The sequence below is a fragment of the Synechocystis sp. CACIAM 05 genome, from assembly GCF_010222815.1.
Lineage (GTDB): Bacteria > Cyanobacteriota > Cyanobacteriia > Cyanobacteriales > Microcystaceae > Synechocystis.
Genome location: NZ_CP019225.1, coordinates 2459177 through 2476709, shown reverse-complemented (window position 1 = coordinate 2476709; position 17533 = coordinate 2459177). Strand labels below are relative to the sequence as shown.

13 protein-coding genes and 1 tRNA gene are annotated in these 17533 nt (G+C 47.7%); 5 read left to right on the top strand and 9 right to left on the bottom strand.

Translation table 11 applies throughout. The annotated features are described in order from the left end of the window. Nucleotides 1-24: 24 nt before the first annotated feature. Nucleotides 25-858: a signal peptide peptidase SppA gene (gene sppA / locus BWK47_RS11700; protein ID WP_162328768.1), complete on the bottom strand. Its 834-nt coding sequence runs from the start codon at nt 856-858 to the stop codon at nt 25-27. A gap of 100 nt (nt 859-958) precedes the next feature. Beyond that, nucleotides 959-3454: an ATP-dependent DNA helicase RecG gene (gene recG, locus BWK47_RS11695; protein ID WP_162328767.1), complete on the bottom strand. Its 2496-nt coding sequence runs from the start codon at nt 3452-3454 to the stop codon at nt 959-961. A gap of 178 nt (nt 3455-3632) precedes the next feature. Between recG and BWK47_RS11690 the strand changes: the two genes are divergently transcribed. The 4 genes from BWK47_RS11690 (at nt 3633) to BWK47_RS11675 (ending at nt 8138) form a co-directional block, all read left to right on the top strand. Further along, nucleotides 3633-5678 carry an ABC1 kinase family protein gene (locus tag BWK47_RS11690; RefSeq protein WP_162328766.1) on the top strand — a complete coding sequence of 682 codons (2046 nt, stop codon included), beginning with the start codon at nt 3633-3635 and terminating at the stop codon, nt 5676-5678. Between the two features lie 103 nt (nt 5679-5781). Continuing rightward, nucleotides 5782-6966 (top strand): aspartate aminotransferase, encoded by a 1185-nt coding sequence (locus tag BWK47_RS11685; protein ID WP_162328765.1) that lies wholly within the window; start codon nt 5782-5784, stop codon nt 6964-6966. 51 nt (nt 6967-7017) lie between these two features. Next, nucleotides 7018-7593, top strand: a complete 576-nt coding sequence (locus BWK47_RS11680; protein WP_162328764.1) for a Uma2 family endonuclease — start codon at nt 7018-7020, stop codon at nt 7591-7593. A 56-nt stretch (nt 7594-7649) separates the two neighbouring features. Beyond that, nucleotides 7650-8138, top strand: coding sequence for a hypothetical protein (locus tag BWK47_RS11675; protein WP_237269625.1), 489 nt, complete (start codon nt 7650-7652; stop codon nt 8136-8138). 28 nt (nt 8139-8166) lie between these two features. Here BWK47_RS11675 and BWK47_RS11670 read toward each other — a convergent pair whose 3' ends face one another. The 6 genes from BWK47_RS11670 to BWK47_RS11645 form a co-directional block, all read right to left on the bottom strand. Further along, the gene (locus BWK47_RS11670) at nt 8167-10845 is read right to left on the bottom strand and encodes a fimbria/pilus outer membrane usher protein (protein ID WP_162328763.1); all 2679 of its coding nucleotides are present in this window, start codon (nt 10843-10845) and stop codon (nt 8167-8169) included. Nucleotides 10846-11042: 197 nt separating this feature from the next. Next, a tRNA-Gly gene (locus BWK47_RS11665) sits at nt 11043-11113 on the bottom strand. A 40-nt stretch (nt 11114-11153) separates the two neighbouring features. Continuing rightward, on the bottom strand, nt 11154-11285 hold the full coding sequence (locus BWK47_RS11660; protein WP_162328762.1) for a DUF4114 domain-containing protein: 132 nt from the start codon (nt 11283-11285) through the stop codon (nt 11154-11156). A 456-nt stretch (nt 11286-11741) separates the two neighbouring features. Next, on the bottom strand, nt 11742-13142 hold the full coding sequence (fumC, locus tag BWK47_RS11655; protein WP_162328761.1) for a class II fumarate hydratase: 1401 nt from the start codon (nt 13140-13142) through the stop codon (nt 11742-11744). A gap of 104 nt (nt 13143-13246) precedes the next feature. Beyond that, nucleotides 13247-14563: a UDP-N-acetylglucosamine 1-carboxyvinyltransferase gene (gene murA, locus BWK47_RS11650; RefSeq protein ID WP_162328760.1), complete on the bottom strand. Its 1317-nt coding sequence runs from the start codon at nt 14561-14563 to the stop codon at nt 13247-13249. 412 nt (nt 14564-14975) lie between these two features. Next, nucleotides 14976-15524, bottom strand: coding sequence for an RDD family protein (locus BWK47_RS11645; RefSeq protein WP_162328759.1), 549 nt, complete (start codon nt 15522-15524; stop codon nt 14976-14978). Between the two features lie 462 nt (nt 15525-15986). Between BWK47_RS11645 and petF1 the strand changes: the two genes are divergently transcribed. Beyond that, complete coding sequence (petF1, locus tag BWK47_RS11640) at nt 15987-16280, top strand: ferredoxin PetF1 (RefSeq protein WP_010873424.1); 294 nt, start codon at nt 15987-15989, stop codon at nt 16278-16280. Between the two features lie 62 nt (nt 16281-16342). On the opposite strand, the gene lpxB is transcribed toward petF1, so the two are convergent. Further along, nucleotides 16343-17527, bottom strand: a complete 1185-nt coding sequence (gene lpxB / locus BWK47_RS11635; RefSeq protein WP_162328758.1) for a lipid-A-disaccharide synthase — start codon at nt 17525-17527, stop codon at nt 16343-16345. Nucleotides 17528-17533 lie beyond the last annotated feature (6 nt).

The following is a 17533-nucleotide window of genomic DNA, read 5'->3' as shown; positions in this document are numbered from 1 at the left end:
AGTTGAGGCATAAATTTACCCCATTCATCGATAAAGCCAGAGGGGTTGACCACTGGTGGAAAGCTCAAACTCGCACCATTTTATGCTTTCCGTCAAACCAAGGTTATCGGCCATGGTCTGTAGTTGACTATCACCACCGGTGAGTCTTCTGACTAAAGGTTTGGGGTCTTCAATGGTATCCAGTTCTGCTTTGTCTGGATCCAAGCCCGCCAAAGTAGCGGCCCATTGCCTTGCATCTTCCTCCGTGCCCAGGCGATCGACTAAACCCAATTCCAGAGCCTGTTGCCCGGTGAAAATTCTTCCGTCGGCAAATTCTTTGACTTTTTCCACTGCCAAATTGCGCCCCGCCGCCACCGTGGAGACAAATTGCCCGTAGCTGTCGTCAATCAAAGCCTGCAGAATATTCTGTTCTTCCGGCAATAATTCCCGGTCAAAGGACAAAATATCTTTGTAGGGCCCGGATTTAATCACTTTAAAAGAAACTCCCACTTTCTCTAGTAATCTTTCCAGGTTATTGCCCCGTAAAATTACGCCAATACTGCCGGTGATGGTGCCGGCATTGGCCATGATGTGGGGACAACCCATGGCAATGTACACACCTCCAGAAGCAGAAATATTACCAAAACTGGCCACAACTTTGATTTTTTCGCTTAATTGCTTCAATTTAGTGTAAATTTCCTGGGAATCCACCACTGTGCCCCCAGGGGAATCGATGCGGACTAATAGGGCGGGATATTTTTTTTCTTCCACCGTCTTTAGAGCCTTCAATACTGCTTTGCGGGTTCCACCGGCGATCGCCCCGGTCACTTCAATGCGGGCAATCTTTTTACGGGTGCTGGTTTTGAAAGGCCAAATCATAAATTTTACTAACAAAAAGGAATTACAAAACAATTAATCAATGGGGAACTATTCTAACAAACAAAGGCTGGGACGATGGACATTCCCCATGTATCTCTGGTTAGGTCAATATTTCTCCCCCTAATAACTTTTCATATCTTTGGACTAATTTTATTTTTAAATCAGGATGCGCCTCTAAATTAGGATCTTCTACCATCATGGTTTCCGCTGCTTCCCTCGCCAACAATAGAACCTCTTGATCTTCCACCAAACTAGCCAAAGCAAAATCCGGTAATCCTGATTGTTTAGTGCCTAAAAATTCCCCTGGGCCCCGCAAACGTAAATCCATTTCTGCAATAAAGAAACCATCCTGGGACTGTTCCATTACTCCCAATCTTTGCCGGGCATCATTGCTTTTACTGTTGGTGACCAATAAGCAATAGGACTGGTGACTACCTCGACCGACTCGCCCTCGCAATTGATGCAGTTGGGAAAGACCAAAACGCTCTGCATTTTCAATCACCATCACTGTGGCATTGGGCACATCGACCCCCACTTCGATCACGGTAGTGGAAACAATAATTTCTGTTTGCTTTTCTCGAAAAGCTGTTAGAGCAGCCTCTTTTTCAGCACTTTTTAATCGGCCATGTAACAGACCGATATTAAAGTTGGGAAAGATTTTTTCAGTTAAATGCTTATGCTCTTCCACTGCTGCTTTAATGTCTAATTTTTCTGATTCTTCGATCGCCGGAAAAATGATGTAGACTTGACGACCCTGGGCCACTTCCCGCCGAATCAGTTCGTACATTTGTGGCCTTTCCTTGGCAGTGATGACACTGGTGTGAATGGGCTGACGGCCGGGGGGCAATTCGTCAATTTGGCTCACTTCTAGGTCCCCATGGAGGGTTAAAGCAAGGGTGCGGGGAATGGGAGTGGCGGTCATGCTTAAAACATGGGGGGCGTTACCTTTAGCCAAGAGCCTGGCCCGCTGTTGTACCCCAAAACGATGTTGTTCATCAATAACCACTAAACCCAACCGTTGAAAATTAACTGTTTCCTGAATTAGGGCATGAGTTCCCACTAGTAACGGTAATTGACCCGTAGATAATTGGGCATGAATTTCCCTTCTTTTGGCAGTTTTAGTGGACCCCGTTAACAATTCCACTGGCAAATAAAGCAAATTAAACCAACTTACTAATTTTTGATAATGCTGTTCTGCTAACACTTCCGTAGGGGCCATTAGAGCCGCTTGGTAACCTCCCTGGAGAGCGGCTAAAATTGCAAAAACCCCCACCACCGTTTTCCCGGATCCCACATCCCCTTGTACTAGACGATTCATAGGACTTGGTTTATTTAAGTCTTGCAAAATTTCATTTACTACCCGTTGTTGAGCTTGGGTTAACCGGAAGGGCAATAAGTCACTAAATTTTTCTAATAATTCGCCATGGGGAGTAAAAATAGCGCTTTGTTGCTGCTGTTTTTGTTCGTAACGTCTTTGCAAAAATCCTAACTGTAAATAGAAAAATTCATCAAATACTAATCTTCTCCTGGCCAAACTTAACTTTTCCGCATTCTCGGGGAAGTGAATTTGGGCAATGGCGGTTTGCAAATCAATTAATTCATATTTTTCCCTAATCTCTTGGGGCAGAGGATCGGACAACTTGGCGATCGCCGATTGACAGGCCAGCACCAATTTCCGCAAAAAATCCGCTGTTATACCTTCTGTGAGGGGATAAACGGGCAGCACCCGACCCACTTTGAAAGAGTCAATGCTGGGACTATGGCGATCGAGCACCTCAATTTCCGGATTATCCAGAGTTAGGCCAAATTTACTAGATTTCACTAAGCCAGAGGCCGCCACCACTGCCTGAGGAGGGTAAAGTTTTTTGATTTTCTCTTGCCAACCCCGATGGGCAAACCGTTTACCGGCATAAAAACGGGATAGTTTGATCCGCCCTGTTTGATCCCGCAACTGGATTTGCAAAATATTTAAATTCTGATTTTTGGGACTGGTAAAACAAGTACAATTGACCACTTGCCCCACAATGGTTACTGTTTCCCCCGCTGTTAATTCAGCAATAGTTACCTGTTGGGCATAGTCCAAATAATCCCTGGGGAAATAAAACAACAAATCTTCCACCGTTGCTAAACCCAAGCTTTTGAGCAGTTTAGTTTGATGTTGACTCTGGGAAACTACCGTTGCTAAAGGGGTATGGAGTTCAATTTGACCCGATTTAGGATAACGGGGTTCGGAAACTTGGGGACGATTAACCTGGGCTAGTAAATCCTTTTTTTGTACAGAATCCCTAGGAGGAGATTCCAAACTGCGACGTAATTGATGTAAAAAACGACGGGTACTGGCCACCAAACTTTTTCTTTCAGCTTCCTCCAGTTGGTCATACTGGGCAAATCTTTGGGCAAACTCCCGCCATTTCTGGCGATCGCCGGGGGAACTACCAGGGGGGGGAGGACTGCCAAAACTTAAACAGAGGAAGTCGCCAAAGCGGTGCTGTTTACCCTGCAAATTCTGAAAACCCCGCTCCACTTCCACGGTCAAAGCCTTTTGTAAACGAGGCCAATCAACGGACACAGACACCTCAACCAAGCTACATTGCACCAGCTAAAGACGGTTTTCCCCATCCTAACCCAGGTAGCCAGGGCCAACCCATTCTCGTTAGAATGCCACTGGAAGCCTAAGCTTGCTGGTATTTAGCCGGCCCGTCCTCAACCATTGTCTATGTTGACCCCTGTGGGAATTCAGGTAGCAAAATTAAGTAATTATTAAAACTATTAATATGTCTCCAGCCCCCATGCCCGTTACCACCGCCGAACAAGATCGCGATGTAGTGGTGATCGACGCAGTGGTGGAGGAAGTTCGCCCCCCCCGTTTGCCTAAAAGTCACTTGGAGGATTTGGGACCTGTTAGTGATATGTTCCCGGAAAGTTGGGAATATCACCCAGATTTGATCATGGAGTTTTATCGCAAACGGCCGTTACAAGTATTAGGTCGTTTAATCAATATTTTGTTTCCCCTATTGCGATTTATTCTGGGCATTTGGTGGGAAAAATTGAGGGGTAAAGACCCCACCGTTTCCAGGGCGAAAGCTATTCAATTAAGAGAACTATTAACCAACCTTGGCCCCACCTATATCAAAGTTGGCCAAGCCCTTTCCACCAGGCCCGATTTAGTGCCGCCGGTCTTTTTGGATGAGTTGACAACGTTACAGGACCAATTACCTTCCTTTCCCAACGAGGTTGCCTATCGTTTTATTGAAGAGGAGTTGGGGGCCCCCGCTGGAGAAATTTACGCCGAATTATCTCCGGAGCCCATTGCCGCTGCCTCCTTGGGACAGGTGTATAAGGGTAAGTTAAAAACCGGCGAAGCTGTGGCCGTTAAAGTGCAACGGCCAGATTTGGTTAAGCGCATCACCCTTGATATTTACATCATGCGCTCCCTCTCCCTTTGGGCTCGGCGATCGGTGAAAAGATTGCGCTCTGATTTGGTGGCCATTACCGACGAATTGGCCAGTCGAGTATTCGAGGAAATGAACTATTACCAAGAGGCCATTAATGGCGAAAAATTCGCCCAACTCTATGGCAGTTTGCCAGAAATTTATGTGCCCAGTATCTATTGGCAATACACTGGCCGACGGGTTTTGACCATGGAGTGGGTGGAAGGAATTAAGTTAACCAATATCAAAGCGATCCAAGCCCAGGGTATTGATGCTACCCATTTGGTGGAAGTGGGGGTACAGTGCTCCCTGCGGCAATTGTTGGAACATGGCTTTTTCCACGCCGATCCCCACCCCGGCAATTTATTGGCCATGGCGGACGGCCGTTTGGCCTACTTGGACTTCGGCATGATGAGTACTATTCAGCCTTACCAGCGCTATGGTTTGATCGAGGCAGTGGTTCATTTGGTGAACCGGGATTTTGATTCCCTAGCTAAGGATTATGTCAAACTGGATTTTCTCAAACCAGATACGGATTTAAAACCGATTATTCCCGCCCTTGGTCAGGTGTTTGGTAATGCGTTGGGGGCCAGTGTGGCGGAGTTAAACTTTAAGAGCATCACCGATCAAATGTCGGCCATGATGTATGAGTTTCCTTTCCGGGTGCCGGCTTATTATGCTCTGATTATTCGTTCCATGGTCACCCTAGAAGGTATTGCCATTGGTATTGATCCTAACTTCAAGGTATTGAGCAAAGCCTATCCCTATATCGCTAAAAGATTGTTAACAGATCAATCAGAAGAGCTACGCACTTCCCTGAAGGAATTACTATTTAAAGAGGGGAGTTTCCGATGGAATCGTTTGGAAAATTTATTGCGTAATGCCAAAAATTCCCCTGGCTTTGATTTTGATTATGTGCTTAATGAAGCAACAGAATTTTTACTTTCAGACCGGGGACAATTCATTCGCGATCGCCTGGTGGCGGAATTAGTAAACAGTATTGATCAACTGGGGCGCAACACTTGGCAACAGGTCAGCCACAATATCCAGGAAAGAATTAGTTTTCTGGGTGACTTAGGTAATGGCAACGGTAAAGCCCATCAAACCAAAACGATCAAAGTTGTGCCTCAACCCGCCATCGCTCAACAGGAAGAAACCTGGCAACATCTGCAGAATGTTTGGCAAATCCTCAAAGATACCCCTGGTTTTGACCCCGTTAAATTTGTGCCCGTACTAAGCCAGATCATCGTTAACCCCACTTCCCGACAAATGGGTCAACAGGTGGCGGAGGGATTACTGCAAAAGGCGATCGCCAGGGTAATCCGGCAATGGGCCCTGGCTTTGGAAAGTCAGCCCAATCCAGCCATCAAAATCCGCAATGCAGCCTAGGCCATGGTTGCCATAGGTTCCAGTCAAAATTTTGCTGAGGCGAGATCAAGCCAGTGCCGGTCAATGAGACAATAAAAGGTTACGTCCCCAAATTGCCTTGGTAATGAGTCTGAATTGGATTAGTCGCGCCGATCGCCTACAAGCCTTACCCCCCTATGTTTTTGCCCGCCTCGATGAGTTGAAAGCTAAGGCCAGGGAACAGGGCCTGGATTTAATTGACTTGGGCATGGGCAACCCCGATGGCAAAGCCCCCCAACCGATTATCGAAGCGGCGATCGCTGAGTTGGAAAACCCAGAATCCCACGGTTATCCCCCTTTTGAAGGCACCCAGAGCTTCCGTCAGAGTATTACCCGCTGGTACGCCCGCCAGTATGGAGTGGATTTAGACCCCGATTCCGAAGCGTTACCCTTAATTGGTTCCAAAGAGGGTCTGGGTCATTTAGCTTTGGCCTACGTCAACCCAGGGGATCTGGTCTTAGTGCCCACCCCCTCCTATCCGGCCCATTTCCGAGGCCCCCTCATTGCCGGGGCAGAAATTTATCCCATCATGTTATCGGCAAAGGATGACTGGTTAATCCAACTGGACCAAATTCCCGAGGCGATCGCCCAACGGGCCAAGATCCTTTATTTTAACTATCCCAATAATCCCACCACCGCCACCGCTCCCAGGGAATTTTACGAAGCCATCACCGATTGGGCCCGCCATTACCAAATCATGTTAGTCCATGATCTGTGTTATGCAGAATTGGCCTTTGACGGTTATCAGCCCACCAGCTTATTAGAAATTCCCGGTGCCAAGGATTTCAGTGTGGAATTTCATACCCTTTCCAAAACCTACAATATGGCCGGTTGGCGGGTAGGTTTTGTCGTGGGAAATCAAGAAATTATCCAGGGCCTAAGAACGTTGAAAACTAACTTGGATTATGGGATTTTTAGGGTGGTACAAAAAGCGGCGGAAACGGCCCTTAGTTTGCCAGAAAGTTACATCGAAGTGGTGCGAAAACGCTACCAAGAACGGCGGGATTTTGTTATTAACGGCTTGGGTAAATTAGGTTGGTCCATTACCCCTTCCCAAGCCACCATGTACCTTTGGGTTCCCTGTCCCGTAGGCATGAGTTCCACCGATTTTGCCCTAACTGTTCTAGAAAAAACTGGTGTGGTAATGACCCCCGGTAATGCCTTTGGAGAAGGGGGAGAAGGCTACGTCCGCTTAAGTTTAATTGCCGATGGTGATCGCCTAGGGGAAGCATTACAGCGCATTGAACAGGCGGGCATTCGTTATAGTTGATTAGTGCGATTACAATCAATTAACACTCGAATCCCCTGGGGAGTGAAGTAGATGGTTTTAGCCTCCGCAAAAGTACCAACCCTTTCCCTGGAATCATTCTTGGCCCTACCGGAAACCAAACCTGCCCAGGAATATTGCCGGGGCATTGTCACCCAGAAACCCATGCCCAAAGGTAAACATAGCACAATCCAGTTTGAGCTAGCCGCCGCCATCAATGCCCAGGTGAAGCCCGACAAAATCGCCTATGCTCTGCCAGAACTCCGTTGTACCTTTGGCGATCGCTCCATTGTGCCTGACATTGCGGTGATACGTTGGCAAAACTTGCCTTTGGATAATGATGGCGAAATAGCGGACAGGTTTGACCGTGCCCCGGATTGGCTCATAGAAATTCTTTCCCCGGATCAGTCGGTAACCCTGGTAATAGAAAAAATCATTTTTTCTCTCAATGCCGGCGCAGAATTAGCTTGGTTAGTAGATCCCATGGCCAAATCCGTTACAGTTTTCACAGCCGGTTTACCTCGGGTTTATTTAGCTGAAACTAAAATTCAAGAATCCCTAACGGTTTTTGCTGAGCTTGAAGATTGGTCCATTACCGCCGCTGAAGTTTTTGATTGGCTAAAAATTTAGCATAGCCAAACTGTTTGAGTTTTAAAGCGATAATAATGCTGTCAATATTTCATCCATTGGTTAAATTATTTTTAGTTTTTATTTTTGTACTGACTGCTTTCCTCGGTTTTTCCGCTCAGGCGATCGCCGGGGAAGTAACTCTGCTATGGCAAGGAGATGGCGAATATCAAGTTCGAGCCCGGGTGGTTTACCCAGATGAATTTAGAGACAATTCAACGAAAATCGTACAAGTAGCAGGACTGCAAACACTTCAAAATTTAACTGAATTGACCGTGCAAGTTATTGATAGCAAAGGTCGAACTATAGCAAATTACGACAATGTCAATAATAGTCAGGCAAGGGAGAATAATTTTTTGCAATTCCGATTTGACCCTATTAATAAAACTATTAATGGTTGGCTTGACATTGGTGGAGCAGAAGCTAACGATTACTTTTTAAAGGGTCAACCTGGTTTAGGCTTAGATCTTTTCCATCTAGATGCATATGGTAATGAATTTAAGATTGACCACAACAATGGTGTCATTGGGATTAAAACTGATTACTAAGACAAATACTATTAATCTCATTAATCTTTTAATCGCCTATTGTCACAGTTCCCATGTCGTAAATACCAATTTTATCCGCCGGAATTTCAAAGCGAATGGCCCGGGGATGATCACCGAATAATTGCAATTCATACTCCCCTGGTCCCAGTCCTGTCAACGCAAATCGTCCCGCTCGATTAGTGAATAACTCCAACGGCGACCAACTGGGATCAGACAAAGACCTAACTTGCCCGACTTGAAGCGCAATCGGGTTCCCTGCTTTATCTACCAACGTCCCCCGTAAAAATACGGTGGATTCCGTACCCACTGTGATTAAAGTACCACTTTTATAACTTGGTAGCAGATTAAACACCGCATTGCCCAAGTCATAGCCAAGGGGCATATTCGGAGCGTCCACCCGCATAGTGGTCAAAGTATAGGAGCTTAGATCCGGCACTACCCCAGGCCCGACATCATTAGCTTCCGCCACAGGACCATATAAACCAGGATTAATTAATACTAACTGATCCGCAAAATTAGGATTACGGCTGAAAATCACAAAACTATCCCGTACTGGTCGGCTCCAGCCAAAACGCCCATCAGCATAAACTAAGGCCGTACCAAAATTTAAGTTAGTGCGATGGCTAGCCTGGTCATAGTCATGGTTGAGATTAATATCCCCCAGAAAGCCCCGGTAAGTCAGCCCTAAGCCAGTACCCAAATAGCCGGGATTGGGATTATTGCTGAGGTTAACGGAGGTATTGACACTGTTATATTGGGCAGGACTACGGGATGTCCAAGTGAGCGTGCTAGCCTGCTCCCGTTGACTGCTCAGATTACTGCGGGCTGTGAGAGATTGGAACTGGGAAGTTTGCAAAAAGTTGAATAATACTTGAGTTTCTGCCCGCCCGGATTGGTCTAAGCGATTGTTCAGGGTCAAATTAGCCTGTAAACCCCTTCCCAGATTAGTGGTAAAACCGATCGCCGCTCGGTAGGCATTGGGCTGGCCAAAACTACCAAGCTGATAACCCAAACCGAGGTTAATGCCCAAACCATCCATTAGAGTTTGACTATAATTGGCCCCAAAAGACCAAGAAACACTATTAGTAGTGGTGCCCAAAAAATCCAATGGTTCCGCAGTAAAGCCGATGGGAAAACTACCAAAGCGCTGAAAATAAGGGCCCAAATATTCCACTTCCAAACCAAAGTTAGGTAGTCGGGCCTGGTTACCTCCTAGGGCCAAAAATTGATACCGCAGTCGGAAAGCATGGTCTAAACCGTTGCCATCATTTTCCAGGGCCGCATCCCAACCAAAGTTACCCACGGAAGTGGCCAAGGTGCCTTCGGTGCCAATCAACTGCTGGGAACCTGCCGCCTGTAGATAACCTCCTAGGGTGAGGGTGGACGTAATACCCTGGCGGTAAAAGCCGCCAATAATGGGTCGGGAAGTGTCATAGCTACGCACCCCATTGGTGGTGTAGGCCGGAACCCCCACCCCCAAGCCAAACTGATTCAAACCCACCGCCAACAGATCCGTCGCTAAGGGAGCCGAAAAAGATAGTTCCTCCACCCGCCCCGCACTGTCGATGATTTTCACCGTCACATTATTAAGCCCCGTATTCAGACCAAAATTACGAATATCCTGGGGCCCCGCTGGCAATTGGAGAGTTTGCCGCAATAGTCCATTGACAAAAATTTCCACCCTAGCAGGGTTTTCCAACAGAAATTCAAACTGCCCTGTGGGCCTAGTGGTCAAATAGGGCTGGAGGGAGAAATTGCGAAACATCGCAAATCCCACCATGGGCACAAAGGACTGATAACTGCGGGCGGTGCTAAACAGATCACCAAGAACATAGCGAACCGCATTATCTGGATCATCCTTTACCAAGCGAATGTCAGAGCGGGTCCAGGGATTGTTGCTTTGCTCAGCAAAACTAGCACTACCCTCTAGCACCCAGCCCTGATAATTAAGGGCCCCTTCTACACCCAAATTCAGGGCTTGGCGGCCCAAATCACCAGTGCCATCCCAGGCATAGGGTTGGGTCCCAATTAAGTTGATAAAACCACTGAAGTTACTGGGACGTAGGGCTGTGGCGGCCCCTGGGGGAAGTTGTAAATTACCAGAGCCATAGACAATGGTTTTGCGGAGATTGGGGGGAATAATAATCCTCAGTTCCAACAACTGGTCATTAAATGTGGCATCTAGACCCACACTTTGCAGAGCCGCCAAGGTTAAATTACCGCTGTCGTCCACCAAATCGGCCAATCTAGTCTGTATATCAGGTCGGGCATATTCTTCCATTTTCAACAACAAAGTGGAAGCGGTGATTTGTAGGCTACTACCCCCTCCCAGGGAAACAAACACTACAATTTGACCCTGTTGCAAATCGTTGATGAAAAAGGGCGCCACCAAACGCTGTACCCCCGTGGGGCGGGGCCGACCGAATACCCGCTCAAATAAATCGTCTTCATTACCCAAATTGCCCGGTGTTGGCTCAGAGGGCGGGGCGGTTTGGTTATCCTCCTGCCCTTGTTCCGGCTCTGGAATTGTCGTTTCCATTAAGGGAGTTTCCTGTCCCAGCAACAAATCCAAGGCAGAATCGGGAGGGGGAAAATCAGCACTAAAAGTTTCTGTTCTAGCTGACTGGGGTAGGATTAGCCCGATGACGGTCATCAGGCAGTTAGCCAGAATAATTACTAGTACTGGCGAGGGGAATCGAAACACCATTGACCTAGATTAGGATCTGTCAGCAAAGTTTGCCAAACAAATTCGCATAGAAGGCGATCGCCAAAAAGGAGAAATGCCACCCCAGTCAGCTTCGACTGAAAAGCTCCGATTTAAGCACAACTTCAAATTGCGGGCTGCTTGGCCATAACCCCGCCGAAAAAATCTTGGGCTTCGATTAAAATTTTGTCAAGAAACAAAGCGGGTAGGGGGAATCGAACCCCCAACTAAAGCATGGGAGGCTTTCGTTTTACCACTAAACTATACCCGCGCAAAGCTTTCACCATCGTAAAACATTAGGGGAACTTCGCCTAGATGACCGGGAAAAATTCCAAAATTACATCGTTGTAATCCAGGTCGCCGCCCCCCACTATGTCTTCAAAGCCGAAGAGGTTACTGCACTTCTCCATACCAACGGGTAGATGCACTGCTATGGGATGCATCCGAAATACAGCAAGGGAAAGTGATTAAAATTCGAGGCTTTCCGGCTCACAAAAAAGTGAAACTGTTCCGAGTTACGGTGTCACCACACCGGACGGAATTCGTCGTGACTAATGACTTATCTCAAGATTCGACTCAGGCGACACGAGAGGAGTGTCGGGTGCGCTGGAAGATTGAGCAGTTTCATCGTGAACTAAAGCAGTTGACTGGTGTAGAAGCCTGTTAATGTCCCAAGGGACCCATTCAACGTAATCATATTCACTGTGCCTTACAGGTCTGGAATTTTCTTCGTCGTCAAGCGGTTAATAGCCCATTGACAGTCTAGGAAATATCCCATCAACCATGGTCTGATTTCCTGCATCAACAGCTTCGTTCTCCTGCTCTTAAGTTTTCTTTTGCGTAAGTCCTGCCCCATTCTATTAATAAATGCCAATATTTTACGTTTTTTTGCAAAATTTCTAGTCAGCAATCGGGGCAATCATCTGCTCTGGAACGACCCAAGCGTCGAACTGGGCTGGTGTGAGTAAACCTAAATCCACCGCAGCTTGTTTGAGGGTAATGCCTTGGGCAAAGGCAGTTTTAGCCACGAGGGCCGCATTGTCGTAGCCAATGTGGGGATTGAGGGCGGTGACTAACATTAAAGAGGTGTCCAAAAAATCTTTAACCTTGCTTTCGTTTACTTGTAATCCCACCACTAAATGTTGGCGAAAACTAGCACAAGCATCGCTGAGTAAATGTAACGAATGGAGGAAATTATGAATAATCACTGGCTTAAAAACATTGAGCTCAAAATTACCCTGGCTGGCCGCAAAACCAATGGTGGCATCGTTACCCATGACTTGCACACACACCATGGTCATGGCTTCGCATTGGGTGGGGTTTACTTTCCCGGGCATGATCGAAGAACCCGGTTCATTGGCTGGTAAAGCTAATTCCCCCAAGCCACAGCGGGGCCCAGACCCCATCCAGCGCAGATCATTGGCAATTTTCATCAGGGAAGCGGCAATACTTTTCAGCACTCCACTGGCAAAGGCGATCGCCTCGTGGCCAGCTAGGGCGGCAAATTTGTTGGGGGCAGAAATGAAGGGATGACCAGTTAACTGGGCAATTTCCTCGGCAACTTTTTCCGCAAATTGGGGATGGCTATTTAACCCTGTACCCACTGCCGTTCCCCCCAGGGCCAATTCCAAAAGACCGGGTAAACAATGATTAAGTTGGGTTAAACCCTGGTCTAACTGGGCCACGTAACCGGAAAATTCCTGCCCTAACGTTAGGGGCACTGCGTCCATCAAATGGGTGCGGCCAATTTTAGTGATGCCTGCAAAACATTCCGCTTTTTCATTCAGGCTATCTCTCAGAGCTTGCAAACTGGGAATCAACTTGGTTTGTAAACCTGTCACCGCCGCAATGTGCATCGCTGTGGGAAAAGTATCGTTAGACGACTGGGACATGTTGACGTGGTCATTGGGATGGATGGGGTTTTTACTGCCCAACTCTCCCCCACAAATGGCGATCGCCCGATTGGCAATCACTTCGTTCACATTCATATTAGTTTGGGTACCACTGCCCGTTTGCCAAATCCTTAGAGGGAAATGGTCTAACCACTGTCCGGCAATAATTTCGTCCGCTGCCGTAATGATTAACTCTGCCTTGTCCGCTGGTAATTTACCCAAATCTCGATTGGTAATGGCGGCTGCCTTTTTGAGTATGGCAAAGGCCCGAATTAAATCCGGCTGCATCACATCGCTACCAATGTCAAAAAACATCAGGGAACGTTGGGTTTGCGCTCCCCACAGGCGATCGGCTTGGACTTCCAGGGACCCCATACTGTCGGTTTCAAGGCGGTGGGAATTTACCATGGCAAAATTTGCAAATACTCTGGTGGCAAAGGCATTATCAACAGTCAAGAAAAAAGACTAACAGGCGATCGCCCATTAGTCCCCCAATCAAATCAACAGAACTTTTAAAGAGTGACGGGCTGTTCAATCCTGGTTAACTTAGCCCCCAGTTTGCGCAGTTTGCCTTCAATGTCCTCATAACCCCGGTCTAAATGGCGCAGACCTTGGACAATGGTTTTACCTTCCGCCGCTAACCCCGCAATCACCAGAGCCGCCGAAGCTCGTAAATCCGTGGACATGACCGGCGCGCCGGAGAGGAAAGGCACCCCTTGGATAAAGGCGGCATTGCCTTTGAGTTTGATGTTGGCTCCCATGCGCTGTAACTCTGCTACGTGCTGGAGACGGTTTTCAAATACAGTTTCCGTGACCACGCTGTTCCCCTCACTCACTGCCAACAGGGCCATGAATTGGGCCTGCATATCGGTGGGAAAACCGGGGTAAGGCAACGTTTCGATATCTGTCCCCCGCAGATCCCGGGGAATCAAACGCACCCGATCCGGGGCATCGATCGCCACTTCGGGGCCAATTTCCCGCAACTTGGCAATGGCGGAGGCGAGGTGATCTGGCACCACAGGGAAAAGACTAATTTCAGAATGGGTGATGGCCCCGGCACAGAGGAACGTAGCGGCCTCAATGCGATCAGGAATAATGGGAAAGTCAGTGCTGTGGAGTTTTTCCACCCCGTTGATAATAATGCGGCTAGAACCATCCCCCCGGATTTGGGCTCCCATGGAACGGCAGAAGTTGGCTAAATCAACAATTTCCGGTTCCCTGGCGGCATTGTCAATGACTGTTTCCCCTTCCGCTAGGGTGGCGGCCATGAGGATAGTTTCTGTGGCCCCTACGCTGGGATAATCCAGATAAATTTTCGCGCCGGTCAAACGACGGCTGTGGCCCTTAATGCTGGCATTGACTACCCCATGCTCAATGTGAACGTCTGCTCCCATGGCCTGTAAACCCCGCACATGCAGATCAACGGGCCGAGTCCCAATGGCGCATCCCCCAGGCAGGGGTACTTTGGTCATGCCTAAACGGGACAGTAAAGGGCCAATGACGAAAAAGCTAGCCCGCAGTTGGGACACTAACTCATAGGGGGCAGGGCCATGGCCCACATTACTGGAATCCACCACGAGGCGATCGCCATCCCGTTCTAGATTGACCCCAATGGCCGCCAAAATTTGGCACATTTTGTCAATATCCGCCAGGGCAGGTAGATTACTCAGGCGACAATCGTCGGAACAAAGGATGGTGCCGGCCATGATGGCCAAAGCGGAATTTTTAGCCCCACTGATGCGGACTTCCCCCCGTAGGGATGCCCGGCCTTCAATTTCAATGACCGTCTGGGTTTCTTCGGTAGCGGTAGGAGTAGCAACTTGAAGCACGGGTTTTCACAACCTCCAACAAAAGGGGACAAAAGTTAACACCAGTCCTTTAGTTTAGTCATCGGGAGAATTGTCAGCCCATTGTTGCTTACATTCCACCAATGTCTATCCCAGGACAACCCAGACAAGATCAACAAATTATGTTCATTAACCAATGTGTTTTTAGCATTCGATGGGCTTGTGCAGCAATAACTGTTGAAACCCATTGCCTAGGCAATTATGCTTAACATCCTATAACGGATAAGTCAATTTGTAACATTCAGTTTACAAATCGGCCAGATACGGACCGCCAAGCTGGGTCTATAGATGGTGCTGGAAGTGCCAAAAGTTCCCATCTGTGGCCGTTCAGGACATTTCAGCATTTCATGGTGATGATTTCTGAAGTCTACTCCCGATGAATTACTTATCGTACTTACCGTCTTCTTTGTCGATTGTCCCATTGTTTTTTCAGGTCAAACCAAAACTTTTTTAGCCTCAGATCGAGGGAAAAACCACGCCGACTGCTCAACACTACTGTCCCGGCAACCCGGTCATGGAACGCTTGTCCCAGACCATCCTCGGCGATCGCCCAGATTAAATCTCCAAACAGGGGAGCCACCAACAGCAAAAAACTCACCCCATTGGCAAAGTTGATGTTTAAACCCACCATGGCCAGGTAGGAGGCAGCCCCCAAAATACCTTCCCGTTGACTCAGTTCCAAAATGCCCGGTAAACGTTTCATTTTCAGGTGTATCACCCTAGTGTCGAAGGCCCAGCCCCCCAAACTTTGCCCCTGGTTAGCGGACACCAAAATTACCCTCAGGGCAAACCAACCAACCCAAAAAATTAGTAGCTGGACCCAACCCGTAGCTAAACTGCTGAATAACCAAATCACGACAAAATCCAACAGGTAGCCATAACCTCGCCGTTCCAATGGGGCCAGGGGTAAGCGGCGATCGCGGCGCTGGTCGTCGTCATACATACATTTAAGCTTTGCTCAGAGGGCAAGGGGAAATTTTTTCATGGAACCACTGGCCATTGCCGTCTATTTTGCCATTTTGTTGGGGCACCGCTGCAGCCCGGGTTCGGAGGGGTATTTTCAGCAATGATTAGACAATCTTATCGTCAAACCCGAGGAAGATTAATTCTTTCCATCTTTGCCCTCCCGGTCCTTAAAACTCCCTTAATTCCTAGGGTTATAGCCTTTGCTTAATTTTATAATTGCCAGGCCGAGGGGCAAAAATACTCTAGGCAAAAACATAAGAAAAGATTATCTAATTAAGGCATAGCCATTTCATTGCTAATGCTTCCTTGTCAATTTAAGATTTTCCCGTAGTATCAGAACAGTTAAGTTTTTTGAAGTAGCTCGATCTGGATATAGTTGTCCCGATGGAGGCTTCATGAGGCAATCTCTCTACTGTTTTTTTGAGAAGAGGAAACATCTATGGCATCCTATACCGTTAAATTGATCACCCCCGATGGTGAAAGTTCCATCGAATGCTCTGACGATACCTATATCCTCGATGCTGCGGAAGAAGCTGGCCTAGACCTGCCCTATTCCTGCCGTGCTGGGGCTTGCTCCACCTGTGCCGGTAAGATCACCGCTGGTAGTGTTGACCAATCCGATCAGTCTTTCTTGGATGATGACCAAATTGAAGCTGGTTATGTTTTGACCTGTGTAGCTTATCCCACCTCCGATTGCACCATTGAAACCCACAAAGAAGAAGACCTCTACTAAGGGTAATAATGCTGGCCATGGGCTAGTGAGTTTGATAGTTTCATAATTGTCCACGGCAGGGTTTAAGCCCTGCTTTTTTGTTGTCCATTGGCAAACTCCAAGACAGCCTGGGCGGCTCGCTCACATACCCCCGGTTCCCCTAATGCTTCTCTTAATTCTTGGTAATCCTGGGCAATTTTTGCTTGGCGATCGCCGTTTAGAAGCAATTCCAATCCAGCTTGGGCAATGTTGCTGGCGGTGGCCTGTTCCTGGAGTAGTTCCGGCATAATGCCCCGGTTGAGCACAATGTTGGTGGGGGAAACGAAGGGTAGATTAAATTTAAAAATCCGTCTGGCGATCGCCATGGTCAAAGGACTAACCCGATAAAGGATAACCTGGGGCACATTTAGTAAAGCAATTTCCAGATTCACCGTTCCCGACTTGGTGATGGCCAAATCAGCCGCGGCGATCGCCGTTAAGGTTTCCTTGCCGTCCAATAATTGCACCGTGAGATTAAATTCCTTCAGGGTTGCTTCGATTTGAGGTTGATAATCCTTGAGGGAAACGGGCAAAAGCAGTTTTACATTGGGTAATTGGCTCTGCAATTGTTTGGCGGCACCACAAATGGGCGGCAAAAGATAATGCAATTCCTGAATGCGGGAGGCAGGCAGCAGGGTAATCACCGTTTCGTTTTGGTCAATGCCTAACTTTTCACGAGCTTCCCCTCGGCTGGGAGCTTCTTTGGTAATGCGGTCTAACAGGGGATGGCCCACCCAGGTCACATCCAAACCTTGCTTACGAAAAAATTCTGCTTCCCCTGGAAAAATGGCCAACAGGCGATCGGTGACGGCCATAATCTGGGTCGTTTCCCTTTTAGTGGGAGACCACACCCAGGCCTGGGGCGCAATATAGTACAAAATTGGCAAATCGGGATAGGTTTTCCGCAAATAATTAGCAATGGTCAAATTTGGCCCCATGTAATCAATCAGGACCAACAAATCAATGGGATTAGTTTGTAAGTAACGTTTAACCCGCTGTTGAATCTGCCAAGTGGGAATAATAAACCGTAGGGACTCTGTCAAGCCCACAGAGCCGATCGCCGCCGTATTGGCCAGCAACGTCAGACCGGCAGCGGCCATTTTTTCTCCCCCCAAACCCACCAGTTCCAATTCTAAGTTTTGCTCTTCAGCTTGCTGTCTTAATGCTCCGACCAGCAGAGATCCTTGCAAATCTCCGGAAACTTCCCCCGTGCTAATAAATATACGCATAAATAA